Source organism: Actinomadura sp. 3N407, assembly GCF_052245875.1.
Lineage (GTDB): Bacteria > Actinomycetota > Actinomycetes > Streptosporangiales > Streptosporangiaceae > Spirillospora.
Genome location: NZ_JBQQBP010000022.1, coordinates 42,065 through 62,846 on the forward strand (window position 1 = coordinate 42,065; position 20,782 = coordinate 62,846).

Annotated in this window: 20 protein-coding genes; 14 read left to right on the forward strand and 6 right to left on the reverse strand. The window is 70.1% G+C overall.

Annotation, left to right across the window (positions count from 1 at the left end):
* Positions 1 to 8: 8 nt before the first annotated feature.
* The 3 genes from ACTWPP_RS38030 to ACTWPP_RS38040 all read left to right on the forward strand — a co-directional run bounded on the left by ACTWPP_RS38030 (position 9) and on the right by ACTWPP_RS38040 (position 4,394).
* On the forward strand, positions 9 to 950 hold the full coding sequence (locus ACTWPP_RS38030) for a helix-turn-helix domain-containing protein (RefSeq protein ID WP_443109288.1): 942 nt from the start codon (positions 9 to 11) through the stop codon (positions 948 to 950).
* A gap of 96 nt (positions 951 to 1,046) precedes the next feature.
* Positions 1,047 to 2,000 carry a hypothetical protein gene (locus tag ACTWPP_RS38035; protein ID WP_443109289.1) on the forward strand — a complete coding sequence of 318 codons (954 nt, stop codon included), beginning with the start codon at positions 1,047 to 1,049 and terminating at the stop codon, positions 1,998 to 2,000.
* 1,704 nt (positions 2,001 to 3,704) lie between these two features.
* Positions 3,705 to 4,394 carry a hypothetical protein gene (locus ACTWPP_RS38040; protein ID WP_443109290.1) on the forward strand — a complete coding sequence of 230 codons (690 nt, stop codon included), beginning with the start codon at positions 3,705 to 3,707 and terminating at the stop codon, positions 4,392 to 4,394.
* 47 nt (positions 4,395 to 4,441) lie between these two features.
* On the opposite strand, the gene ACTWPP_RS38045 is transcribed toward ACTWPP_RS38040, so the two are convergent.
* Positions 4,442 to 5,230 (reverse strand): hypothetical protein, encoded by a 789-nt coding sequence (locus tag ACTWPP_RS38045; protein ID WP_443109291.1) that lies wholly within the window; start codon positions 5,228 to 5,230, stop codon positions 4,442 to 4,444.
* Between the two features lie 175 nt (positions 5,231 to 5,405).
* Here ACTWPP_RS38045 and ACTWPP_RS38050 point away from each other — a divergent pair, with 175 nt between their 5' ends.
* Both ACTWPP_RS38050 and ACTWPP_RS38055 read left to right on the forward strand, forming a co-directional pair.
* The gene (locus ACTWPP_RS38050; protein ID WP_443109292.1) at positions 5,406 to 6,344 is read left to right on the forward strand and encodes an aldo/keto reductase; all 939 of its coding nucleotides are present in this window, start codon (positions 5,406 to 5,408) and stop codon (positions 6,342 to 6,344) included.
* Between the two features lie 76 nt (positions 6,345 to 6,420).
* Positions 6,421 to 7,323 carry a serine/threonine-protein kinase gene (locus ACTWPP_RS38055; RefSeq protein ID WP_443109293.1) on the forward strand — a complete coding sequence of 301 codons (903 nt, stop codon included), beginning with the start codon at positions 6,421 to 6,423 and terminating at the stop codon, positions 7,321 to 7,323.
* Positions 7,324 to 7,375: 52 nt separating this feature from the next.
* On the opposite strand, the gene ACTWPP_RS38060 is transcribed toward ACTWPP_RS38055, so the two are convergent.
* Entirely contained in the window at positions 7,376 to 8,062 is a 687-nt protein-coding gene (locus ACTWPP_RS38060; RefSeq protein WP_443109294.1) for a hypothetical protein, read from the reverse strand.
* Positions 8,063 to 8,199: 137 nt separating this feature from the next.
* Between ACTWPP_RS38060 and ACTWPP_RS38065 the strand changes: the two genes are divergently transcribed.
* From ACTWPP_RS38065 to ACTWPP_RS38080, 4 genes are all read left to right on the forward strand, one after another.
* Positions 8,200 to 9,483 carry a citrate synthase gene (locus tag ACTWPP_RS38065; RefSeq protein ID WP_443109296.1) on the forward strand — a complete coding sequence of 428 codons (1,284 nt, stop codon included), beginning with the start codon at positions 8,200 to 8,202 and terminating at the stop codon, positions 9,481 to 9,483.
* A 156-nt stretch (positions 9,484 to 9,639) separates the two neighbouring features.
* Entirely contained in the window at positions 9,640 to 10,863 is a 1,224-nt protein-coding gene (locus ACTWPP_RS38070) for a cytochrome P450 (protein ID WP_443109297.1), read from the forward strand.
* Between the two features lie 130 nt (positions 10,864 to 10,993).
* Positions 10,994 to 11,893, forward strand: coding sequence for a hypothetical protein (locus ACTWPP_RS38075; protein WP_443109298.1), 900 nt, complete (start codon positions 10,994 to 10,996; stop codon positions 11,891 to 11,893).
* A 203-nt stretch (positions 11,894 to 12,096) separates the two neighbouring features.
* Positions 12,097 to 12,750, forward strand: a complete 654-nt coding sequence (locus ACTWPP_RS38080) for a hypothetical protein (protein ID WP_443109299.1) — start codon at positions 12,097 to 12,099, stop codon at positions 12,748 to 12,750.
* Positions 12,751 to 13,034: 284 nt separating this feature from the next.
* Here the strand turns inward: ACTWPP_RS38080 and ACTWPP_RS38085 are convergent, their stop codons facing one another.
* Positions 13,035 to 13,700: a winged helix-turn-helix transcriptional regulator gene (locus ACTWPP_RS38085; protein ID WP_443109300.1), complete on the reverse strand. Its 666-nt coding sequence runs from the start codon at positions 13,698 to 13,700 to the stop codon at positions 13,035 to 13,037.
* Positions 13,701 to 13,792: 92 nt separating this feature from the next.
* Here ACTWPP_RS38085 and ACTWPP_RS38090 point away from each other — a divergent pair, with 92 nt between their 5' ends.
* Both ACTWPP_RS38090 and ACTWPP_RS38095 read left to right on the forward strand, forming a co-directional pair.
* A complete protein-coding gene (locus ACTWPP_RS38090; protein WP_443109301.1) occupies positions 13,793 to 14,491 on the forward strand; it encodes an alpha/beta fold hydrolase in 699 nt (232 codons plus the stop codon).
* Positions 14,492 to 14,869: 378 nt separating this feature from the next.
* Positions 14,870 to 15,370 carry a hypothetical protein gene (locus tag ACTWPP_RS38095; RefSeq protein WP_443109302.1) on the forward strand — a complete coding sequence of 167 codons (501 nt, stop codon included), beginning with the start codon at positions 14,870 to 14,872 and terminating at the stop codon, positions 15,368 to 15,370.
* Positions 15,371 to 15,611: 241 nt separating this feature from the next.
* Here the strand turns inward: ACTWPP_RS38095 and ACTWPP_RS38100 are convergent, their stop codons facing one another.
* Positions 15,612 to 16,268, reverse strand: coding sequence for a response regulator (locus ACTWPP_RS38100; protein ID WP_443109303.1), 657 nt, complete (start codon positions 16,266 to 16,268; stop codon positions 15,612 to 15,614).
* Between the two features lie 7 nt (positions 16,269 to 16,275).
* Positions 16,276 to 17,415 carry a sensor histidine kinase gene (locus ACTWPP_RS38105; RefSeq protein ID WP_443109304.1) on the reverse strand — a complete coding sequence of 380 codons (1,140 nt, stop codon included), beginning with the start codon at positions 17,413 to 17,415 and terminating at the stop codon, positions 16,276 to 16,278.
* Between the two features lie 157 nt (positions 17,416 to 17,572).
* Here ACTWPP_RS38105 and ACTWPP_RS38110 point away from each other — a divergent pair, with 157 nt between their 5' ends.
* Genes ACTWPP_RS38110 through ACTWPP_RS38120 form a run of 3 tightly spaced genes read left to right on the forward strand, consistent with a single transcriptional unit; the run spans position 17,573 to position 20,078 of the window.
* Positions 17,573 to 18,478 carry an ABC transporter ATP-binding protein gene (locus tag ACTWPP_RS38110; protein ID WP_443109305.1) on the forward strand — a complete coding sequence of 302 codons (906 nt, stop codon included), beginning with the start codon at positions 17,573 to 17,575 and terminating at the stop codon, positions 18,476 to 18,478.
* Positions 18,475 to 19,251 carry an ABC transporter permease gene (locus ACTWPP_RS38115; protein WP_443109306.1) on the forward strand — a complete coding sequence of 259 codons (777 nt, stop codon included), beginning with the start codon at positions 18,475 to 18,477 and terminating at the stop codon, positions 19,249 to 19,251. The genes ACTWPP_RS38110 and ACTWPP_RS38115 overlap by 4 nt, the downstream gene beginning before the upstream one ends.
* Positions 19,251 to 20,078, forward strand: a complete 828-nt coding sequence (locus tag ACTWPP_RS38120; protein ID WP_443109307.1) for an ABC transporter permease — start codon at positions 19,251 to 19,253, stop codon at positions 20,076 to 20,078. The genes ACTWPP_RS38115 and ACTWPP_RS38120 overlap by 1 nt, the downstream gene beginning before the upstream one ends.
* 66 nt (positions 20,079 to 20,144) lie before the next feature.
* Here ACTWPP_RS38120 and ACTWPP_RS38125 read toward each other — a convergent pair whose 3' ends face one another.
* Complete coding sequence (locus tag ACTWPP_RS38125) at positions 20,145 to 20,453, reverse strand: hypothetical protein (protein WP_443109308.1); 309 nt, start codon at positions 20,451 to 20,453, stop codon at positions 20,145 to 20,147.
* Positions 20,454 to 20,782 lie beyond the last annotated feature (329 nt).

A 20,782-nucleotide genomic window follows, 5' to 3' on the forward strand; every position in this document is an offset into this window, starting at 1 on the left:
AGGTCGAGATGGCCGTTTCCGTCATGGAGTCGCGCGTGTCGACCGAGGAGGTCCCTCCCGATGACCGGATCGCCTACTGGGAGGAGTACAACGCGCGCGCACTGGTCGGGCTGACCTGCTCCTCGTACGCGGAGGGCGGGCTCTTGGCGCAACAGACGAACCTGCGGGTCGGCGGGCTGCGCCTAGCCGATATCCAGGGGAACGAACACGTCATAGAACGGACACCGCGAACCTGCCGCGACCTCCCCAAGGAATCGGTTTTCGCCAGCCTCGTCCTCCAAGGCGAGGCTGTCTTCTACCACTCCGGCGGCTGCCTGACCATCAACGCAGGCAACCTCATCCTCTACGACACGGCCCGTCCGTATCTCTTCGGCTTCTCCACCCCCATGCGGAAGCTGCTCCTGGACATCCCCCGGGAGATGTTCGCCGAGCGTTTCCGTTCACCGTTCCTGCCTGCACCCATCGCGCTCAGCACAGACCACGATTCACCGGCATCCCGGGCCCTTCGGTCCCTGCTTCTCGGACTCGCCAAGGAGAGGGGACCGGACGGCGCCGACGATCTGGCCCTGGAACTCCTCGGCAAGCTCGCGACCGAGCGGGTCGGGGACCGTCCTGCATCGCCCACCCGCCTGCTCCACCTCGTTGTTGCGAAGGACTACATCGAACGGCACCTGCATGACCACGGTCTGAGCAGCGGACGCATCGCCGCCGCGCTGGGCATCTCTGTCCGGCATCTCAGCCGCGTCTTCGAACCCGAAGGACTCACCCCTGCCCGTTACGTCATGCAACGGCGGTTGACGAAGGCGAAGGAGGATCTGGCCGACCCCACGGCGTCCCATACCACCGTCGCCGAGATCGCACACCGCCACGGGTTCGCCGACCAGGCTCACTTCACCCGCGTTTTCCGCGAACGCTTCGGCTGCACACCGGGGGCCGCCAGACCGGCGTGATCGAGGGTTATCCCCAGAATCGGGTTCTACTGCTTCCGGCCGGGACGGCGGCGCATGCTTGCCAGGTCCCGTCCCGGCACGGAAGGAGCGGCCTCGATGGCCACGATCACGTTCCCGGTTCCGTCCAGCACGACCTCCCGGTTCGCCGTCGCGGCCACGAGCATCCCGGGCGACCTCGCCGGCCTGGTCCGCCGAAGTCCGGCCGGCCCCTACCACGCCCACATCGCCGGACGGCTCGGCTCTCCGCAGCTGCAGGTCACCCGGGAGGACCTCACCTGCCTGCGCTGGGACCCCGGGCACATCAAGGCGGCCGGCCCAGAGGACGGCCCGGCCGCGCGTGCCTTCAACAACGCGACGGAATTCGCCGTCATCACCGCCTTCGCGGCGATCACCGACCAGCCCCGCGCCGTCCAGGTCGCCCGCGCGGCCGCCCACGCCATCGCGGACGCCACCGGCGGCGTCATCGCCGACCTGATCACGGGCCACATCCTGACGCGCTGCGCCGAGAGGACGCACTTCGTGCTGGCCGACCAGTGGCTCGGCGACGTCCTGCCCCCATTCCGCTCCAACGGCCGCTGCACGGCCGCGGAACCCGACCTCGACCCGGAGGGCGTGAACGGCTGTGCCTGCGTACGTCTCCGCACCAGCGGCCTCCGCCGCTTCGGCCTCCCCGAACTCCAGATCAGCGACGTCGCCTGCCCGCATGACCTCGCGGCCCTCAACGTGCTGCGCACCACCGCCCGCCGCCTCCTGACCGACCACTGGTCCTGGCTGGCCTCCGGCCCCGCCGCCCACACCCGCACGATCACGGCCGCCCCGCACCTCGGCCAGAGCGACTTCACCGACTTCTGGGGCTCTGCACGCCGCCCCACACCCCCGGCACCCTTCCAGATTCGCCTGAGCCCACTGACCCCGCGCCTCCTCAGCGTCAGCCCGCCCGCGACCTTCGAAGGCACGATCAACGACTGGCTCTACAGCGACACCCTCCCCGTAGGCATGTACGACGTCCTAAAGGCCCCCGCCGACGCCCAACTCCCACCCGCCGCCTGACCACACCACCACGCCACCGCGTGAACACCTTCAACAACCCCACCAGCGCCTCACCCCATCCGAGCTGACGCCCATCACACGCCCTCGAAATGCCGGCCCGGACACCCCACAACCCCACCACCACCGACGCCCATCACACGCGCGGCCGTGCCTCGGCCTCGCGGCCCCGCTCGGCCTCGGCGGCGCGGCGCTCGGCGGCCTCGGCCCGGTCGCGGCGGCTTCCACCACACCCGCCGGTGCCGGGAAGGCGGGCGAGGCGATGCTGTCCGAGGTGCTCCCAAGGGGCTGCTGATCGAGGCGAAGAAGGATCTCAACGACTCCCTGGCACCTACCAGGAGGCCTGCACCTGGCTGCGAAACTTGTTCGTGGAGCGCGTCTACCGCGAGCCCGCCCTCGGCAGCCCGGCTGGCCGGGCGTCGTCAGGCCGCCCGCTGTTCGGTGATTGTGCCGTCCCCGAGTCCCAGGCGGCGGCCCTCGAACGGCGTGCGCATGACGCCTGTCGTGCGTCCCGATCACGAGGCTCTCCGTGAAACAGATCTTCGGGCTTGAAGAGGCCGAGTAACCGGCACATAGCGAACGAAATCGGCTGGTTCGTATGCCTTTTGGTCATGGACGGTTGGGGCTTCGGCCTCTGCTGAATGCCCGGGCGCCTTGGTCGTTGCCGGGCGCCCAACGGTGCCGGCGTCTAGTCCTTGATCGCGTCGTCGCGGATGAGCTCTCGCCGACCTCGATAACACCGAGTGAGACTTATGGCACCACGCCGCCACCCGCACATGCTGCCTCTGGTCCGGTGAATCGCGCCATGGCGGCTGCGGACTGCACGCGAAACCACCCGTGCATCTTCAAGCCACCTCCCCGCAATCCACGTGCTGCCAGGGAAACCTGTATAGGCGCTCCGACGGTTCAGCCGAACCGCGGGCGGCGAACCGACGAATCAGAATAATCCGGGATATGCCGCCCATATAACCCGGAGTGGCACGGAAGAAACAGCCATGATCGGAAGATCGACTGTGAGCAATATTCAACGCTCCGTAGCCAAAGTGACTACGATCGGCATTCTCACGGTGACCGACGCGATCCCCCGGGGCGAAGATGAACCGTTTTGCACATCCCAGACTTGCCGTCGTGATCTGCGGCTTGCTCCGCTGTACCGGCGGGGTGCTGGGTTGTACCGCGATGGCCGGCGCCATCTCCATCGGCGTGGCCGTACCTGCCGACGCGGTCACCCGCGTCGACCCGGAGCCGCGCAGATCCATTCCGCCGATCTGCCACCGCGCCAAGAGGACCGGCGACTTGTACGCCGCCTACAAGTGCCGGGAGGCGTGGCTGGCGATGTACGAGGGGTCTCGCAAGAGATCAGGGCGTGGTGAGGAGTTCTACCGCCGGGGAGACCGATACGACCGGATGCCCGGGCCCAGGCGCCGGTCCCCTTCGCGCAGGCAGCTTGAGGAGTTGCTCCGCCAGCGGCCTACCACGCCGGACTCTCCCCGTCCCGCGCCTCCACCACCGGCACGTCCAAAGATCACAACATCGCCTACCTCGTCCCCAGAACCGACTCCGGCACCCTCCAGCTCGTCCGCCGACCCGTCCACGGAGCCGACTCCCACGCGCGCCCCGACAACTCTCACTCGTGAGGCGGAGGACCTCGACTCACGCCCACCTTCACTGCAGCCCGTCCTGCTCCTCGGCCTGCTCCTCCCCACCGTGGCGGCGATCTGCTACCCGTTCCGGCACCGTCTCTACGCCGTCGCCGGGCTCCCCTCGTTCTCCACGACCGGGCCCACGGAACCGCCACTGGCCGCCCCTCGCAGTCACAAGCCCGCACTCGACCCGTTCGCGGCTCCGGCCATCGGCCTGACCGGCCCGGGCGCGGTCGCCACGGCGCGGACACTGGCCCTGGCGGCCCTCGACGAGCAGGGCGGGAGCTCCCTGGTGGTGATACCGCGCCCCGATACCACCTGCCTGTTCGGCCTGGCCGAGGACGAACTCCTCGACGACGACACCGCCGGCCTCTTCATACCGGGCAATCTCGATGCCGCCCTGGCGTACCTCGAGACCGAACTCGCCATCCGCGAGAGCACGGGCGTGACGCAGGCGCGGCGTCTCCTCCTCGTGGCCGATCCGGGCGGTGAGACCGACAGGATCGAGGCCCTCCTCGACCGCCACCCCGGCGGCGCGTCCGTGATCCTCCTCGGGAGCTGGACGGGCGACCAAGCCACCGTGGACGACGAAGGCCTGGTCGACACCCCCGCCGCGATGGCCGTCCCCTTCCCCGAGCGTCTCCCCGCGATGTCCCGCACCGAGGCCCGCGACCGCCTCTTCTCGGCCCTCGCCCGCCAGAACGAAGACCAGAAACCCCCGGCCAGGCGCCGCTCCACGTCCCGCCGCCCCTAAGGAGTGCTCGAGCGTCTCTCCCGGACACAGAAGCTGAGGAACTCGGTCTAGGACGGCGCCTGCTGTTCCTGTCTGGCGATTTCGGCCCTGACGGCGATGAGGCCCCGGATCGCCCGGCTGAGGGGGGCGAGGTCCGGCGGGACGTCGGCGTCGCGATCCAGGTAGGCGGAGCAGCGGAGAAGCCAGCCGCGCATGACGTCCTCGATCCTGGCCTCTGAGCGTCGCGTCTTGGTCAGGGCCATGTGGCGCTTCTCCTCTGCGACCTGCCGCACCAGGAGTTCGTCCGCTGCCAGGGCCTGGACGTCTGCGAGCGCGTACCGGCCGAGCCGGTCCATGGCGAGTTCGCGTTCACCGGCGATCCGGTCGAACGTCCTGCGGGGCCAGTTGAGGATCGTCGCGGCGCCACCGGGGTCGACGGTGTCGATGAGCGGGCCCTTCCGGGTGGAGACGACCGACCGGACGGAGCCCGGGTCGAGCCGGTCCAGGTCGCGCAGGAGGTAGACCGGATGTCCGCGGAAGCTGCTGATGACGTTGAGGTCTCCCTGGGCGACAAGGACCTCGACGTCCCGCCGCTCGACGTCGAGCCCCACCCGCGCGGCGAGCCTCGCGGCCGCCCGGGTGGATCCGACCGGCGGCTCGTCGCCGAATCTGGCGATGACCTGCTCGCCGTGCCCCTTGACCTCCTCGGCGAGCCTCGCGGACCACCGTTCTCCGTCGAGGTCGGGTTCGGGCAGGATTCCGTGCTCCAGGCCGACGCGCATCTGCCACCGGGCAAGCCCGAGAAGGCCGGCGAACTGGTGGGCCCCGTAATGGCCGCGAGTGATCTGCACAGGCATGGCCGTGCCTTTCTTTCCGCGATGGGACGTTGACGCGACAAGCCTCGCGGACGGGCCACGCCGCTTACACCAGAATGCGGTTCTGTGGAAAACCCAGGGGAATCTCTCCGATTCATCGGTCACTTCGGACAGTCGGCCTTCTCGGACGTGAGGCGGGGCATGCCAGGCTGAAGGGATGAACGCGATACAGCGGCTGGGGATCGGGCTTGCCGCGCTGGGGCGGCCCGCATACATCAACGTGGGCAGAGCGGACGAGCTGCCACCTGACCGGAGCGTCGAGGAGATGCGTCAGGCCACCTGGAACGTCCTGGACGCGGCCTACGCGGCGGGCATCCGGTGGATGGACGCGGCGCGGTCGTACGGCCGGTCGGAAGAGTTCCTCGGTGGCTGGCTCACCGCACGCGCCCCTGAAGGTGTGACGGTATCGAGTAAGTGGGGATACACCTACGTCGGTGATTGGAAGACCGATGCGCCTGTGCACGAGGTCAAGGAGCATGGTCTCGACCGCTACCGGACCCAGTATGCGGAGACGCTCGCCTTTCTCAACGGGCATCTCTCGGTCTATCAGGTGCATTCGCTCACCGAAGAAAGCCCACTGTTCCAGGACGTCCGGCTACAGGTAGCCCTTGCGGAAGCGGCCGCCGACGGCGTCCGCGTGGGCTTCTCCACGTCAGGCCCGCGGCAGGCCGACACGATCCGCCGGGCGATGGAACTGGAGGTATCCGGACAACGGCTCTTCAGGACCGTCCAATCGACGTGGAACATCCTGGAGACCTCCGCCGGGGAAGCCCTGCGGGAGGCGCGTGAGGCGGGGCTGCATGTGCTGCTCAAGGAAGTACTGGCCAACGGGAGGCTCGCCGTGCGGCCGCCCATGGCTGCGCTCACCCTCGCGTCCGGGAAGGGCGTCCGGCCGGACGCGCTGGCCCTTGCGGCGGCGCTGAGCCGGCCGTGGGCGGACACCGTCCTCATGGGCGCGGTCAGCCCGGCGCAGTTGGAGGCCAACCTGGCTGTGACGGAGGTCGACCTCAGTGACGACGAAATGGAGGTGCTGTCCGGCTTGAGTGTTCCTCCGGACCGCTATTGGGCCGAACGGAGTGCTCTCCCCTGGACGTGATGCGTTCCCGGTCGGACGGGAGGGCCGGATCGTGGCACGATTGAGCGCGCCCCACCATGATCGGATCCCCTTGCCCATGCAGTCAGACCTCCCACAGATGATCGGCCCGTACCGCGTGGTCGCCCGGCTCGGTTCCGGCGGGATGGGCGAGGTGTTCCTCGGGGCGTCGCAGAGCAGGCGGCTGGTCGCCGTGAAGGTCATCCGGCCGGAGCTGCTGGACGATCCCAGGTGGAGGGCGAGATTTCGCCGCGAGGTCACCTCTGCGCAGTCGGTCAGCGGCTTCTACACCGCACCCGTCGTGGACGCCGATCCGGACGCGGACCAGCCGTGGCTTGCGACGCAGTACATCCGCGGCGTGAGTCTCTCCAAGGTCGTGCAGGAGAAGGGACCGCTCCGTGAGCGGACCACATGCCGGCTGGGCGCCGGGCTTGCCGAGGCGCTGATCGCGATACATCGGGCGGGGATCGTCCACAGGGACCTGAAGCCGTCGAACGTCCTGCTCGCCTCGGACGGGCCGAGAGTGATTGATTTCGGCATCGCGCGGCCTCTTGACGCACTGCCGCTGTCGCGTACGGAGATCCTGGGGACGCCCGCGTACATGTCGCCAGAGCAGGCGCTCGGGGATCCGGTCCATCCGGAGAGCGACGTGTTCTCCCTCGGCTCGACCCTGGTGTTCGCGGCGACCGGTGCGGCGCCGTTCGGGACCGACCGCAAGGTGCGCGGCCGCATCGTCTACGGCGAACCAGACCTCACCCTGTTGCCCGCCCCCATGCGCGGCCTGGTGACACGCTGCCTCGTCAAGGACCCCGGGGAGCGTCCTACGCCGGAGCATGTCCTCGTTGCCCTGTCAACGTTGCTGGACGCGCACTATGGCGAGGAGTGGCCGCCGGTCGACGTCGAGCAGCTGATCGGCGTCCAGGAACGGACGCTGGTCGAGATCACGGCCGAGCTGCCGACCCTCCGGGAGCCGCCCCCATAGGAACCACCACCCGTTGAACCGCCGCCGCTATATGGCTGCGACCCCATGGGGTTCAGGGCAGATCCTCAGCTAGCGCGTCCCAGAAGGCGGTCTCGTACGCATGCAGAAAGCGGGCAGCACGCAAGACTTCCTCGGGATCGTCACCGGAGTCGAGGCCGGAAGCGATGACCGTCAGGGCCTGTTCCTCAAAACCGGGCGGCGATTCGGCGAAGAAGGTGAAGAACCCCACGGACTTCTCGCTGAAGCCGTAGTGCGTGCGGAGGGCCTGCGCGGTTCTTGAGCAGTACTCGCCCCACTCCTCCAGATTGGCCAGCATGGCCAGCGCGACCTCACCGGCGGTTCCGAAGGCCGCTCTCTGCGCGAGGTAGGCCGGATAGGCCTGGGCGAAGGGTTTCGGCTCGTACGCCTTGAGATACTTCTCACTCTCGCCGAGTGCGGCGGCGAAGTCGCCGAGAAGTTTCAGCGCCTCTCCCTCGCCCTGCGCGAGCCCGAGAAAGAGGTCACCGGCGGGCGATTCCGGGAAGCGCGCGGCCAGCAGGGCGAAACTCCGCCGATCGCTGCTGACGATCCTGTACTCCTCCCCCGCAAGCCGGACCAGGCGTTCCCTGGGCAGCTCGCCTGATTCGAGCACATCGACGAAACGGTTCGGGGGCGCCGCGTCCACGATCTCCCGGCGAGCGCGCGCGGCGAGTTCGGCGGCGGGCCCGGTGGCGGGCCGGGCCGTGCTGTGATCGGTCATGAACCCACCGGAACACCCGCGCCGGTCCACGTCAACGCGGAGGGCACGGATCGGCGCCCGTGATCACGTGGATACGATGATGAACGGGACGATCGGAACGTCTACGCAGGTGTGGACGCAGTTGGGAGTGAGCGAGCATGTCGGATTTCGAGCTCAGCCACGCGGGCGGCCGGATGCCTCTCGAGGTGACCGAGTCGACGGAGGGTCCCTCGGGCCTCGGCGTGGGCAGCCTCCTGAAGGAGACGGGCCATGTCACGCTCGATCCGGGCTTCACCAACACCGCGTCCACCACGTCGGCGATCACCTACATCGACGGTGAGGCGGGCATCCTGCGCTACCGCGGTTACCCGATCGAGGAGCTGGCGGAGAAATCGTCCTTCCTCGAGGTCGCCTACCTGCTGATCTATGGCGAGCTGCCGGCACCCGACCGCCTGGCCGACTTCACCGACAACGTCCGCAACCACACACTGCTGGACGAGAAGTTCCGTGCGTTCTTCTCCGCCTTCCCGCGCAAGGCGCACCCGATGGCGGTGCTGTCGTCCGCCGTCAGCGCACTGTCGACGTTCTACCAGGACAGTCTCGACCCCTTCGATCCCGAGCAGGTCGACCAGTCCAGCATCCGGCTCATAGCCAAGCTGCCCACCATCGCGGCGTACGCGTACAAGACCTCCAACGGCCAGCCGCTGCTCTACCCCGACAACTCTCTCGGGTACGTGGAGAACTTCCTGCGCATGACGTTCGGCCTGCCGACGCAGCCGTACGACATCGACCCTGAGATCATGCGCGTGCTGGACATGCTGTTCATCCTGCACGCGGACCACGAGCAGAACTGTTCCACCTCAACGGTGCGCCTCGTGGGGTCCAGCCAGGCGAACCTGTTCTCGTCGGTGTCGGCGGGTGTCGACGCCCTGTTCGGCCCCCTGCACGGCGGCGCCAACCAGGCCGTCCTGGAGATGCTGGAAGGGATCCACAAGGACGGCGACGACGTCGACTCGTTCGTACGCCGCGTCAAGGACAAGGAGCCCGGCGTCAAGCTGATGGGCTTCGGGCACCGGGTCTACCGCAACTACGACCCGCGCGCCGCGGTCGTGAAGAAGGCGACGGGCAAGGTCCTCGACGCGCTCGGCAAGTCCGACCCGCTGCTCGACCTCGCCATGCGCCTCGAAGAGGTCGCGCTGAGCGACGACTACTTCGTCGAGCGGAAGCTCTACCCGAACGTGGACTTCTACACCGGCGTCATCTACAAGGCGATGGGCTTCCCGACCAACATGTTCACCGTCCTGTTCGCGCTCGGCCGCCTGCCGGGCTGGATCGCCCAGTGGCGCGAGATGCTGGACGACTCGTCCACCAAAATCGGCCGTCCACGCCAGGTCTATGTGGGTCCGGGCGAGCGCCACTATGCGGAGCCGTCCGCCCGCTGACGGGTGCCGCTACACGCATTCCTTCCCGGGACGCGCCGTTCGATCGGCACCCACGCACAGCGGGCGGGTCTCCGCGCCCGCCCGCTATTGATCGCGTTCCGCCGGCCACCGGGTTAGCCTGACGGCGGCGATTCCCGATGGAAGGCGGCTCCCACCATGCCCTCCCTTGTCGAGAAGAATCTGTCAAGCCTGGAGTTCTGGGCCAAGCCGCAAGGCGAGCGAGACGATTTGTTCGCCGCACTCCGGGCCGCGGAGGAGCGGGTCTTCTGCCCCCTGCCAGGTGAACCCGGGTTCTACGCCCTGACCCGGTACGAACAGGTCGCCGAGGCGAGCCGCAATCCCGAGGTGTTCAGCTCCCAGCCCACCGCCGTCAGTCCCGTCGACCCGCCGCCCCAGATCACCGACTACACCGGCTCCATGATCAGCATCGACGATCCGCGGCACGCCAGGCTCCGGCGGATCGTCTCCCGTTCCTTCACTCCGCGCCTGATCGAACGGGTCGCGGGCGACGTGGCCGTCCTGGCGCGCCGCATCGTGGACGACATGGCCGAGCGGGGACCGTGCGACTTCGTCCAGCACGCCGCCATGCCGATGCCCCTGCAGATCATCTGTTCCATGATGGGCATCCCGGACTCGGCGCACGACGAGGTGATCGACGCCACGAACCTCATCCTGGCCGTCGGCGATCCGGACCACGTCAGCCCGGACGGCAGGGACCGGGCGACGATCCTCGCCGAGAAGTTCTCCTACCTGCACGAGCTCATGGCCGATCTCAGCCGCGTGCGCCGTGAGAAGCCCGCCGACGACCTGGTCACCGCGCTGACGCACGCGAACGTGGACGGCGAAGCCCTCGATCACCGTGAACTGGGCCGTTTCTTCTCGCTGCTCGTCGTGGCCGGCAACGAGACCACGCGCAACGCGCTGTCGCATGCCCTCGTCCTTCTCACCGAACACCCCGACCAGCGGGATCTGCTCCTGGCGGACTTGGAGGAACGGCTACCGGGCGCCGTCGAGGAGACCGTCCGTTACGCCACGCCTGTGACGTGGATGCGCCGAACCCTGACTCGCGACTACGAACTGCGGGGCCACGTCTACCGGACCGGCGATCGGGTGATCCTCTACTACAACTCGGCGAACCGGGACGAGAAAGTGTTCAACGATCCGCATACGTTCGACATCACGCGCTCCCCCAATCCGCACGTCGGTTTCGGTGCCCCCGGACCGCATTTCTGCCTCGGCGCCCACCTCGCCCGGCGGGAGGTGACGGCACTGCTCCGCGAGCTGTACACGCGTCTTCCGGATCTTCATGCCACGACGCCACCGGTCCGGCAGCGCACCAGTTTCATCAACGGGATCACCTCCCTCCCCTGCGCCTTCTGATCACCTTAAAGGCGACATTTACCGTTTTCTCGGCCCCCTTTATCCACAGAATTCAGTTCTGGTTCTTTCGCCCGTCCGCCTCCTGGAAGCTGAACGGCACAGACCCGTCCGTGGGCCCGAGGAGGCTGCAATGCCCGTCACCATCACGGTTCCCGAAGAGACGACCGCCGGCTTCGTCGTCGCCGCCGACAGAGACCCCGGCGACCTGACGTCGGCGGTCCTGCAACGGCTCCCCGGCCCGTTCGCGGCTGCGGTGTCAATGCGCATCGGCACGCCCCGCCTCGTCATGGCCTGCCATCGGGCCGCCGACTCACCCTGGGACCTGAGCGAGGTGACCGGCGCCGACCACGAGGACGCGGAGAGGGCCCGTCAGGCCACGCGGCACATCGGCGTCACATCCGTCCTGCCGGTCGGCGACCTCCCCTCGGGGCCGCACCTCGCGCGCGCCACGGCCAAGGCGATCGCCGAATCGCTGTGCGGCGTGCCCGTGGACCTCGCCTCGAACCAGGCCCTGCCCGTCGTCCCCTTCGGACGCTTCGACGAGTTCGTCCTCGCCGACCACTGGATCGGCGCCGCACTGCCCTCCTGCCCGGACTCCCGGTGCCCGGCCGACGAGGACGCCATCGACGGCTGCGGCTGCGTCCACCTCACCACCCGCGGCCTGTACCGGTTCGGGCTGCCAGAACTGGAGATCACCGACGTCGCCTGCCCGCACGACCTGGCCGCGCTCAACATCCTCCGCACGACGGCGCAGCGGCTGCTCCCTCTGGGCAGGCACCCGGGTGAGCACACCATGCCCACCGAGCTGATGCTGACGAGCCCCGACTTCTCCGCGTTCTGGGGACACCGCGACCCGATGTGGGACGACGGCCCCATCCCGGTACGCCTGACAGAGGTGGCCCACGATCGCCTGGGCATCCGGCCGCCGGCGAACTTCCCCGGCACCCTGAACGAATGGCTGTGGGACGAACTCCCGCCCATCCTGCACGAACTGCTCAGCTGCGAACCCGACCACGCGCCACCCACCTGACCGAACCCGAGCAGCCACCCACGCACGCTCGCCGCCCAGCACCCAACACCGCGCCAAGGTCGGTCGCCGGGGCCGGGGGTCGGTGCCTGGAGCTGGGGGGTGGACGGTTGTGCGGGTCCATGCTTTGGGCCTCTGGGACGGTGGCGCATGGGCGAGCGGCGAGTCGGGGGAGGTTCGCGGTGTTCGCAGTAGCGTCGGGTCGCATGGAGAGCGATCGAGTGCCGGGGGCGCTGGCGAAGGCGCTGGAGGATGTCGCGGCCGAACGCGATGCCCAAGACCGGATGTGGGGTGTCCAGGAATTCCCCGATGGAAGCGGGCCGGAGTTCACCGAGCGCGCCGAGGAGGCCAAGCGAGAATGCGCCGCCGCCTGGTCACGCGGGGCACTGACCTGGCGGCACATTCTGGCGGAGGAGTTCTTCGAGGCCCTCGCCGAATCCGATCCCGGCGGCCTGCGGACGGAACTGGTACAGACGGCGGCGGTCGCGGTGAAGTGGATCCAGTCTCTGGACCGGCGGCACGGTGCGATGGAGCGTCCTGCCAAAGAGGCGGGCGGACGGGCCGAGAAGCTGGTCCGGGACCGCATTCCCGAGATCGTTCGAGCCGCCGGGCGGCTGCCGGAGATCCGCGTCGCCGCTCCGGAGGAGCACGGCGCGTTGCTGCGCGCCAAACTCTACGAGGAGGCCGGCGAGTATGTCGCGAGTGGTGATCCCGCTGAGCTGGCCGATCTCCTGGAGGTGGTTCACGCCCTGGCGGCACTGCACGGAATCACGCCCGGCGAACTGGAGGAGCGGCGTTCGGCCAAGGCGGCCGAGCGGGGAGGATTCTCGGGCCGCCTCGTACTGCGCGTCCGCGGGTGACCCTGGTCAGCGCCGGACCCGGCGGAGGGTCCATGGGCCGTTGACCGGGCCGATGACCTCGGCGATCGCCGGACCGTCCCGGCGTGGCGACCTGGAGGCGGTAGAACCTCGCCTGACCGGGGGCCTGCCACTCTTCGAGCACGCGGCGCACCCGGTAGCAGCCGCGCGGGCCGGTGATCTGGGACGGTCGGCCCGTGGGCGTGGTCTCCGCGGAGACGGGTTCATCGATCAGCACGGGAGGAAACACTAGCCCGAACACATGTTCGAGGGAGGACGGACGCGCGTCAGGGGGTGATCGAGGGGCGGGGAAAGCAGCTCAGGAACCGCGCGGCGAGGCCGCTGTCGCCTTCCAGCCGGAGTTCACCGGAGTCCCTGGGCCCTGCCAGCGGACGGCCACCGAACGCGAGGGTCCTGAACGTCCCGACATCGGTGGTCAGCGTGGCATCGACATGAAGCGGCGCTTCAGCGCGAGCGGCGTCGAACCGTCCGGCGTCGATCTCGGCCACAAAGCGATCGTCCTCGAAACGGAGGGCCAGGCGGACGCTCAGGCCCGAGGCGGCGTCCGGGTCGAACGTCGTCTTGAGCGCGAACATCATCGCGTCGGCGCTCAGCTCGCCGGTGGACGACGGATCGATCGGGGTGCGGCCACCCCACTTCGCGAGGGCGAACAGAACCGGTTCGAGCTCCCGGCCGCGGGGGGTCAGTTCGTACACCCGGGCGCTCACCGGCGCTCCGAGCACGCGGTGCCGGACGATTCCGGATTCTTCGAGATCACGCAGACGCTGCGACAGGACGTTCTGGCTCATCCCGGCGAGCCCGCGGTGCAGGGCGGTGAACCGCTTCGGCCCGAGGAGCAGTTCGCGGACGACCAGCATCGCCCACCGTTCTCCGACGACGTCGAGTGCCCGCGCGATGCCGCACGGGTCGCCGTACTTCCTGCGACCAGCCATAGCAAAATAGTACGGGATACTCCTAAATTAGGATCGGAATCCGGGGGAACGACCGCGCGACCGGTGGCGCCCACGACCACAGGACGGTGACCATGGCGACCTACGCACTCATCCCAGGGGCGGGCGGCCAGGCCTGGTATTGGCATCGACTCGTCCCGGAACTGCGAGCGCGGGGCCATGACGTCGTGGCAGTAGATCTTCCGGCCGGTGACGACTCGGCCGGCCTCCACGCGTACACCGACACCGTGGTGGAGGCGATCGGCGATCGGACGGGCGTCGTCCTGGTGGCACAGTCCATGGGCGGCCTCACCGCCCCGCTCGTCTGCGAACGGATATCGGTGGACCTGCTCGTCATGCTCAACGCCATGGTCCCCGTCCCGGGCGAATCAGGCGGCGCCTGGTGGGACAACACCGGTCAGTCGCAGGCCATGGCGGACTACGCGGCCCGCGAGGGTCGAACCATTCCGGCCGAGTTCGACCCCAAGGAGAGCTTCTTCCACGACGTCCCGCCGGACGTGACGGCTGAGGCGTTCTCCCGGGAAGAACCGCCGCAGTCGGCGACGCCGTTCGCCGAGCCGTGGCCGCTACGCGAGTGGCCCAGCACCCCCACGGTCGTTCTGCAGGGACGAGACGATCGTTTCTTCCCACTCGAGTTCCAGCGCCGGGTCGTGCGCGAGCGGCTGGGCATCCCGGTCGACGACATGCCGGGCGGGCACCTCGTGGCGCTCAGCCAGCCCAAGGAACTCGCCGAACGCCTGGAGGCCTACCGGACCCGCCCGGCATCCCCCTAGCTCGCGCAGGCCCCGAGGCGGTGGGCGAGGGTGGGAGGCAGCGGGGTGAAGCGTTCGTTGAAGGTAGTTCCCCTGGCCTGGAACCACCGACCTCTTCGAGGGAGTCTGGGCCGTCTCCTGGCCCGGTCTCGCCGCGGCCCCGACGCGGCAAGACCGGGCGGGGCGGCGGGCAGTCGCCGGGGACTCCGGCGCGGGGCACCGGCGGACCACCGGCGCTGCCGCGCGGGGGCGGCCTGTAGCCCCGGCTCACGGGCCCAGGTGCTGCGCGCCATCAAACAGAGGAGGACGGACGGTCTGGGCCCAGGTCATCCGGTTCCGGAGGATCCGGGACGAACCCGCCGTGTCCCGCTGGACCGGACACGCGAGTACTTCGACGGAATGGACGCCGCGGTGGACACCGCGCCGGTGCCCGAGGTGCCGTTCCCCCGGCTCCTGGCGGCGCTGGGACCGAAGATGCAGGGCCTGGCACGGGACAGGGCGGGCGGGGCCCTGCCCGCCATGATGCCCGTCGAGCACACCAGGAGGGCCAGGGAACGCCTCGGACCGGACGAACTGCTCGTCGTCGGACAGAGCGCGATCCTTGCGACGGATCCCGAGAAGGCGCGCGGCATCGCCAGGCAGACACAGTTGCTCGAAATGCCCGGGTCGCCGTACCTCCGTTCCCTCAGGAGCCTCGGTTACGACGACGCGGCCTTGGCCGCAGGCGGTTCGGACGAGGTCATCGACGCCTGCTTCAACTGGGGAGACGAAACCGCCGTCCGCACAAGGATCCAGGAGCACCTGGACGCGGGCGCGGATCACGTGTGCGTCATGGGGTTCGCCCCGGATCTGGCATCATCCGCCGACCAGCTCGAGCATCTGGCCCCGATCCTGCTGTGATCGCCGCCCCGCCCGGCCACGCGGCATCCGGCACAACGAACGACCTGCAACCCACCCTCGCCGCCCTCGCCGCCCCCGGCGACGCGGGCGGCTCACCTTCATTGAGTTGTGGACGCCGTCGGCCCGGCGAATCGCCTCGGCCCGTACGGCTGGGCACACCGCTCTGGCCCGGCGACGCCGGTGTGTGCTCGCGTTGTGCGGGCGTCGCCTCGCTCGGTGAGGGGATCGTGGTCGTCGTCGATCAGCGGGGGCGGACGAGGCCCGTTTCGTAGGCGGCGATGACGAGTTGGGCGCGGTCGCGGGCGCGGAGTTTGGCGAGCAGGTGCCCGATGTGGGTCTTGACCGTGGCGGGGCTCAGGTGCAGGTGCTCGGCGAGTTCGGTGTTGGACAGGCCGCGGGCGATGAGGGTGAGGACCTCGCGTTCGCGTTCGGTGACGCCGTCCAGCCCGGCGGGCGGGGGCTGGGCGGGGCCGGGCCGCCGGACGAACTCGGCGATCAGCCGCCGGGTCACCGACGGCGCGAGCAGGGACTCGCCGGAGGCGACGACCCGGATCGCCGACAGCAGGTCGGCGGGCGGGGTGTCCTTGAGCAGGAAGCCGCTGGCCCCGGCCCGGAGCGCCGAGTAGACGTAGGTGTCCAGGTCGAAGGTCGTGAGGATGAGGACGCGGACGTCGGGAAGGTCGTCGCAGATCCGCCGGGTCGCCTCGATCCCGTCCATCTCGGGCATCCGGACGTCCATGAGGACGAGGTCGGGGCGTTCGCGTTCGGCCAGCTCGACGGCCTCGGCGCCGGTGCCGGCCTCGCCGACCGTGCGCAGGCCGGGCGCCGTGTCGATGAGGACGCGGAAGCTGCCGCGCAGCAGGGCCTGGTCGTCGGCGACGAGGACGCGCAGTTCCAAGGGTTTCCTAGGGTTCGCACGGGAAGGCGGCAGACACGGCGAAGCCGCCTTCGGGACGGGGTCCGGCGGTGAAGTCGCCGCCGTACATCATGACGCGTTCGCGCATGCCGATGAGCCCGTGCCCGTCCCCGCCGGGGAGGAGGCGGACGCCGGGGCCGTCGTCGGTGACGTCGATGCGCACGCGGAGCCCGTCGGACTGGACGCGGACGCGGCAGCGGGCCGGGGCGGCGTGCTTGACGACGTTGGTGACCGCCTCCTGGACGATGCGGTAGGCGGAGAGTGCGACGCCTTCGGGGAGGTTCCCGGCGTCGACTTCAAGGTCGACGTCGACGCCGGCCATCGCGGCCCGCTCGGCGAGGCCCGTCAGGTCGGCGAGGCCCGGGGACGGGGTGAGGTCGGTGTCGGTGCCGCCGGTCCGCAGCACGCCGAGGAGGTGGCGCATTTCGGCGAGTGAGCCGCGGCTCGTCGTCTCGATGACGCGGAGGGCGTCGAGGGCTTCCTGGGGGCGGGCCTCGGCGACGTGGACGGCGACGCCGGCCTTGACGGCGATCAGGCTCATGCTGTGCGCGACGACGTCGTGGAGTTCGCGGGCGATGCGGAGCCGTTCGTCGGAGACGGCCCGGTCGGCGAGCTGCCGGGCGGTGCGGGCGGTCTCCGCGCGACGTTCGCGGACGACGCGGCCGAGGGACCAGGACGCGCCGAGGACGGCGAGCCCGAGCAGCAGCCGGCCGGCGGACTCGGCAGGCCGGTCGGCGGGGCCGGCCATCGCGCCGCCGAGGATGACGGTGGCGCTGACCACGCCGATCAGCGGTGTCGGCAGCCACCGCCGGCGGACGCGGTCGAGCGCGACGACGTAGAGGGCGAACGCCGGGCCGACGAAGGAGTCCCAGGGCAGCCCGAGGAGCAGCATCGCCGTCGAGGCGGACAGGACGACGGCGAAGACGGGGATGGGCCAGAGCCGCCGCACCGCGAGCGGCAGGCCGGTCGCGGCGGCGAGCGGCGGCACGAGGGCCGCGGAGGCTTCGGTCTTCCCTGAGAGCAGCAGCAGCGCGATCGTGCAGAAGGCCGCCGCCGCGGCGTCCAGGCCGATCAGCCGCCGCCGGCTGAGCCGCCTGGAGAACGGGGAGCGAAGCCCGGAATCGTCCACGTCATGAAGGTAGCGGGACGGTCGGGGCGGGCGCCTCGTGCCGCCGGGCGTCATACCGGGGTCGGAGGCGCGGCGGCGGTCTCGGAGCACGGTCGCACGCGCGGTTCCCGCCCGCGTTCCGATGTGCGGAGGGCCGTCGGGTACGAGCGTTGTCGGCATGATCGAAGTACGTGAGCTGACCAAGCGCTACGGCGCGACGGCCGCGGTGGACGGCCTGTCCTTCGTGGTGCGGCCGGGCACGGTGACCGGGTTCCTCGGACCGAACGGCGCCGGGAAGTCGACGACCATGCGCGTGCTGCTCGGGCTGGACGCGGCGACGTCCGGTGAGGCGCTGGTGAACGGGGGCCGGTACGCGGCGCTGCGGCGGCCGATGCGGGAGGTGGGGGCGCTGCTGGACGCGGGCGCCGTGCACGGCGGGCGGCGCGCGTTCGACCATCTCGGCTGGCTGGCGCGCAGCAACGGGATCGCGGCGGGGCGGGTGACGGAGGTGCTGGAGCAGGTGGGCTTGGCCAGGGTCGCGCGCAAGCGGGTCGGGGGGTTCTCGCTGGGCATGAGGCAGCGGCTCGGGATCGCGGCGGCGCTGCTGGGCGATCCGGGGGTGCTGATGTTCGACGAGCCGGTGAACGGGCTGGACCCGGACGGCGTCCGCTGGATCCGGGAGCTGATGCGGACGCTGGCCGCGGAGGGACGGACCGTGCTGATCTCGAGCCATCTGATGAGCGAGATGGAGCTGACCGCCGACCGGCTGATCATCATCGGCCGGGGGCGGCTGATCGCCGACACGTCGGTGCGGGAGCTGGCGGACCGGTTCCGGCGGGGTGTTCTGGTGCGTACGCCGCGGCCGGCCGATCTGACCGCGGTTCTCGCGGCGGCCGGGGGCGGAGTCGAGTCCGTGCCCGGCGGCGCCCTGACGGTCACCGGGCTGGACGTCGCGGCCATCGGCGACATGGCCGCCGCGCGGGGCATCCCGCTGTACGAGGTGACTCCTCGCAGTGCCTCGCTGGAGGAGGCGTACATGGAGCTGACCGCCGGCAGCACAGAGTTCGGGGCGGTGGCGTCGTGATCGACGCGCTCGCGGCGGAGTGGTACAAGCTCCGGTCCGTCCGGTCGACCGCGGCCGTCTTCGGCACGGTCGCGTTGTTCACGCTGCTGTGCCTCCTGTGGTCGTGGTTCGTGGCCCGGTACTGGGACGGTCTGCCGGCGGAGCGGAAGGCGACCGCCAGGACGGCCCCGGCGGAGCAGCCCCTCGCCGTGTCGCTGCCGGTGTGCGCGGTGGTGCTGGGCGCTCTCACGCTGACGTCCGAGTACGGGTCGGGGATGGTCCGGACGACCCTCGCCGCGATGCCGCGCCGCCTGACGCCGTTCGCGGCGAAGGCGGGGGTGGCCGGTGCGATCATGTTCGCCGCCGCCCTGGTGAGCCTGGCTGCGGGTTCCGTGGCCGGCGACGCGATCGTGGGCGACCGGGCTGTCCCGACGTTCCAGGGCCCGGCGGGGGACGTCGCGGTCCATCTGCTGTGGCTGGCGCTGACGACGGCGGCGATCACGCTGATCACGTTCGGGCTGGGCGCCGTGCTGCGCTCGACCGCGGCGACGATCGCATCGGGGATGGTGGTGCTGATGGTGCTGCCCGCTCTCGCGCGGCTTCTGCCGTTCCCGTGGGACGAGCGGATCTGGTCGGCGATGCCCGGCAACCTGGCCGGCCAGATCGCGGGGGCGCCGGGTTCGTCCGGCGTCCACGGCGTCCTTTCTCCGACCGGCGCGGTGGCGCTTCTGGTGACCTACGCGGCGGTCGCGCTGGGAGCCGGTGCGTACTCGTTCACCCGCAGGGATGCGTGATGGGAGGCGGGGCGGCGCACGGGACCGGGCGCGGACCGGGACGCGGGTTGGGCGACGCGCTCGCGGCCGAGTGGTGGAAGCTGCGGTCGGTCCGGTCCACCTATGGGGTGCTGGCGGCGACGGCCCTGTTCCTCGTGTTCGTTCTGCTGCTGGCGTTCCAGATGGCGCACGTCTGGGACGGCCTGTCGGCCGAGCGCCGAGCGGAGTTCCCGCTGCGTCCGCTTCAGGAGATCGGCGGGTGGGTCGCGGGACTGTGCCTCGCCGTTCTGGGCGTGCTGTCCGTCACGTCCGAGTACCGCACCGGCATGATCCGCACCACGTTCGCGGTGCTCCCCCGGCGCCGGACGGTCCTCGCGGCGAAGGCGGCCGTGGTCGGGGCGGTCGCGCTCATCGCGGGCGAGGCCATGACGATCGGCTCGTTCCTCGGGACGCGGCTCATCATCGGAGACCGGCCGTTCCCGGACCAGCGGGCGTCCATCGGCCACGACCTGCCGGGTTTCGTCATCTCGGGGACGTCGGTGGCGATGTTCGCGCTGCTCGGCCTGTCGCTCGGCGTGCTGCTGCGGTCGACGGCCGGGGCGCTCGTGCCGGTCGTCCTGCTCTGGTACGTGGTGCCGATGCTGGTCTTCCACCTGCCGGAGCCGTGGAACGAGCGGATCGGGTCGGTGATGCCCGGCGCCCTGCCCAGGCAGGCCGCCGGGCTCGGTGCGGACAACTCCATCTACGGCGACCTGCTGTCACCGGGTGTGGCGGCGGCAGCGATGGTGGCGTACGCGCTCGTCCCGCTCGGCTTCGCCGCTATCGCGCTCACCCGCCGCGACGCCTGACGGCCCGGAGACACGATCGGCGGCGTCCCCTCCAGGGGCGCCGCCGGCCGATCGTGCGCGGCGGGTTCAGCCCGCCTGCAGGGAGGACGTCCGGACGGCCAGACGCTCGCGGAGCATGTCGATGGCCTCGTCGATGCGCGGCGCGGCGGCCTGGGCGCGGACGCGGCGGCCGTTGATCTCGACGACGGCCTGGGCCAGCGCCGGGCGCGGAAGCGACGGGTCGGCCACGACGCTCAGCGTGACCTGGACGGACGTGACGCCCTGGGCGTCCCTCAGCGCGGTCTGGACGGCGCGCTCCGCCGCCGCGCGCTCGTGCGCCGTGACATCGCCCGAGGTCAGGAATCGGATCTCAGGTCGTTCACGGGTCGCGTTCATGGTTTCCCCCAGTTGTGCGGTGTGGTGCTCGCCTCTGCGGAGCGGCGATCGTGATCGCCCCTCTGCACACCTAACGTCGCACCCGTCCCAGACCACACCCGCGTGGGACGAGAGCTTCATCACGCGATTCGCGTCTCCGGGGCCTCAGAACGGGCCACTCTGGCATGATCTGCGCGGCGGGCGCCCCGGAATTCACCGGAATGGGAGACGTCCGTCATTCGAACGTCACACGACGTTGCGGGGAATGACCGGTGTGGGATTGGCCGTCCGCAACGTCCGAGTGCGCCGGGCAATTCATGCTCCAACGGTGACTCGGATGCCACGGAAAT